At 56.7% G+C, this 3,509-nt stretch carries 4 protein-coding genes; 2 read left to right on the forward strand and 2 right to left on the reverse strand.

The genetic code is table 11. From position 1 onward, the window contains the following. On the reverse strand, window positions 1-284 hold a 284-nt coding region (locus R6T97_RS03850; protein WP_410347981.1), incomplete at its 3' end, for an Lrp/AsnC family transcriptional regulator. Window positions 285-430: 146 nt separating this feature from the next. Beyond that, a complete protein-coding gene (locus tag R6T97_RS03855; protein ID WP_410347982.1) occupies window positions 431-1,306 on the reverse strand; it encodes a LysR family transcriptional regulator in 876 nt (291 codons plus the stop codon). Window positions 1,307-1,415: 109 nt separating this feature from the next. Here R6T97_RS03855 and R6T97_RS03860 point away from each other — a divergent pair, with 109 nt between their 5' ends. Both R6T97_RS03860 and R6T97_RS03865 read left to right on the forward strand, forming a co-directional pair. Then, window positions 1,416-2,954 (forward strand): trimethylamine methyltransferase family protein, encoded by a 1,539-nt coding sequence (locus R6T97_RS03860; protein WP_410347983.1) that lies wholly within the window; start codon window positions 1,416-1,418, stop codon window positions 2,952-2,954. Between the two features lie 10 nt (window positions 2,955-2,964). After that, window positions 2,965-3,509: NAD(P)-dependent oxidoreductase (locus R6T97_RS03865; RefSeq protein WP_410347984.1), on the forward strand; the 545-nt coding region annotated here is incomplete at its 3' end.

Below are 3,509 nucleotides of genomic sequence, written 5' to 3' on the forward strand. Positions count from 1 at the left end.
TCGCGGCTGCGGATATAGGCCTCAAAGCGGTCGAAGTCCGATTTGCGATGATTGGTCAGCGACACGGTCACCACGACTTGCGCGAAATCCATGATACGCTCAAGCGCCAGTTCAGCGTGAAAGCCGCGGATATAGCCCGCCGCTTTCAGGCGGTCCAAACGGGCCCAACACGGCGTGGGCGAAAGATTGACAAGCTCGGCCAGTTTCATCTTGCTGAGTTGCCCATGCTGTTGCACGGCGCTGAGAATACGAATATCCGTCGCATCAAGGCCAAACTTTTTCATTGCTGCCAACCCGCACTGTTTCTGTGAAGAAGCCGCTTGGAGTAATGGAAAAGCGGCATTTCCGGTTTACCATGACGCGCATACAGGCGTTTTGCATTTGCTTTTCCGACCTCTTCTGTAATGAGGGCGTCAGCGCAGGCGCGCCGCTACCGATCACGCGATCTGGCAGAGGTTGTTGCGGCATATTGTTCGTGCAATGCCTTTGTCAGCTTGCGATAGGCCGTCCTGTGCCGGTTGCGCACATTTAACCCGACGAAAACCGACTGTAAGATCGGTGGCGCATCTTGCACCAAATGGCAGGCACCAGAGGCGACCAACGCCTTGGCAGAGTGTTCAAGCACATAGGCCGCCCCTGAAAGTGACGTCAGCAGATCAACCATTGCCGCATTCTGACCAATGGACAGGGACACATGCGTGAAGTCCGGTAGCAAAGCCGCGTGCGCATGGGCGAAACTGGCCGAATAGTTCGCAAGGATGTAAGTTTGCTTGCTGATCTCGGCCAAGGCGTTGCCTTGGGTCGAGACCATCACGTAACGCACCTCTCCCAAAGTTTCAAAATAAAGGTCTGGCTGAATTATGGGAGAATATAAAACTGCTATATCTTGCTTGCCAGAAATCAAATCAGCACATATCTGGCTGGAATAGTCTGCCTCCAGCAAAAAGGCGGTATCGGGCAGGACATCACGCATGCGTCCAATCAACTGTTTGATTTCGATCCCTAGCAAGTCATGTTGCAAGCCCATGCGTATGGTCACACCTGCAATCGCTGTATCGCGCGTCGCGTTGAGTGCAGTCACCCAGTCGTGTCTGATGCTTCTGGCATGTGGCTCGAAACGCAGACCCTGAATTGTCAAAGCTGTGCCGGAACGTGACCGTCGAAAAAGCCTCACACCGACGACCCTCTCCAACGATTTGATCCGCCCCGAAACCGTGGATTGTGTGACGCTCAGCCGCTCGGCTGTCTGATTGAAGCTCTTGGTCTCGCAGAGGTCCAGGAACGTGTCGATTAATTCTATCTGCATGGCGATGACACTAACCTAATCGGAAAGACCGATCAATAATGACCGGATCTCCAGATTGAACCTTTTCGTGACTGGTTGAATACTCCATTCAAAGCGGAAAGGCAGGCTGATGACAGATACACTGAGAAGAGTAGGGCGCAGCGGTGGGCGCGCCGCCCGTGTCGCATTACGCAGTTCGCCACTCGCCGAGGATAAGCGACCGGTTCGGGCCGGTTTGCCCGGTGGCCAGTACAAACCGCTCAGTGACGCCGACGTCGTGCGTATCCATCACGCAGCCCTTGATGCGCTTGAACAGATTGGCCTGTCGCAGGCACCACCCTCGGGCGTTGAGATCCTGACCAAGGCAGGCGCGATCTTGGGTGATGACGGGCGCATCCGGTTTCCCAAGACGCTTGTCGAGGAAATGCTCTCCAAGGCTGCGCGGAACATCACCCTGTTTGGCAGAGAGCCCAGATATGATCTGCATCTGACAGGATCGAATGTCCACTTTGGCACGGCAGGCGCTGCGGTGCATGTCGTTGATCTGGAAACAAACACCTATCGTGAAAGCACGGCGCAAGACCTGCACGATGCGGCGAAGATCACGCATGAACTTGATAACGTGCATTTCTTCCAGCGTGCCATGGTTGCGCGGGACATTTCCGATAACCTCGAAATGGACCTGAATACGATCTACGCCTGTTGTTCTGGCACAACTAAGCATGTTGGCACGTCATTTGATGACCCCAGCCATGTCGCGCCGTGTTTCGAGCTCCTTCACCGACTTGCAGGCAGTGAAGAGGCTTGGCGCGCCCGGCCATTCGTCTCCAACTCGAACTGTTTCGTCGTCCCGCCGATGAAGTTTGCGGAAGAAAGCTGCCGCTCGATGGAGGCTTGTATTCGCGCGGGTATGCCTGTGCTGCTTCTTTCTGCCGGTCAGGCGGGGGCAACGGCCCCTGCGCCCATTGCCCTTGCCATCGTACAGGCCGTCGCGGAGTGCCTTGCGGGTGTGGTCTATGTCAACGCAATGGCACCCGGTCATCCTGCCGTCTTTGGGACATGGCCGTTCGTTTCGGACTTGCGCACGGGCGCCATGTCGGGCGGGTCGGCTGAACAGGCCCTGCTGTCGGCGGGATGCGCACAGATGCATCGGTTCTACGATATTCCCGGCGGTGCTGCCGGAGGGATCTCGGATTCCAAGCTCCCCGATATGCAGGCCGGTTGGGAGACCGGGATCACCAACGTGCTTGCCGGACTGTCGGGCCTGAACATGGTCTATGAGGCAGCCGGGATGCACGCATCGCTGTTGGGGTTCTGTCTTGAATCGCTGGTTCTGGGGGATGACGTGATCGGTCAGGTCTTGCGCACTGTCCGTGGTATCGACGTGACCGAAGACAGTACATCCATCGAAGCGATGAAGTCCGTCTGTCTTGGCGGCCCCGGCCACTATCTGGGATCGGACCAGACACTCAGGCTAATGCAGACGGAATATATCTACCCCACATTGGGAAACCGTATGAGCCCGAAAGAATGGAACGAAGCCGGTCGTCCGATGCTGCTGGACAAAGCCATCGCACGAAAGAACGAAATCCTCGACAAAGCACGGATCAAGTTTGATCCTGAACTCGACGCGGCGATCCGCGCTGACTACAACATCTACTTCAAATAAGGGGCACCCCATGCATTACGGATATATCGGCCAAGGCAATCTTGGCGCGAACTGCGCAGCTTGCCTGTTACGCGCGGGCATGCAGGTGACTGTCACCGACATTAACCGCGCACCGGCAGAAAAGGCCATCGCGCTGGGCGCAAACTGGGCGGATAGCCCGGCCGAACTTGCCGCCAGTGTCGATCACGTCATCACCTGCCTGCCGTCGCCTGTTGTGTCTGCAGCGGTGTCAGCGCAGATGCTTCCGGCGATGCGCAATGGTGCCCACTGGATCGAGATGTCCACCTTGGGCCGCGAAGAGGTGCTGGCCTTCGCCAAGATAGCTGCAACCCATGATGTCCGCATGATGGAACTGCCCGTAACAGGCGGTGTCCATCTTGCCGCGCAAGGCAACATCACGATGCTGGCGGGGGGCGACAAGGACATGTTCGATACGCACCTGCCCGCGCTTCAGGCCATGGGCAATCAGGTATTTCATATGGGGCCTCTTGGGTCTGCGTCGATCATCAAAGTCATCACAAACATGCTGGCCTTCATCCACCTCAAAGCATGCGG

Source organism: Yoonia sp. (assembly GCF_046498525.1).
In the GTDB taxonomy this organism is placed as follows: domain Bacteria; phylum Pseudomonadota; class Alphaproteobacteria; order Rhodobacterales; family Rhodobacteraceae; genus Yoonia.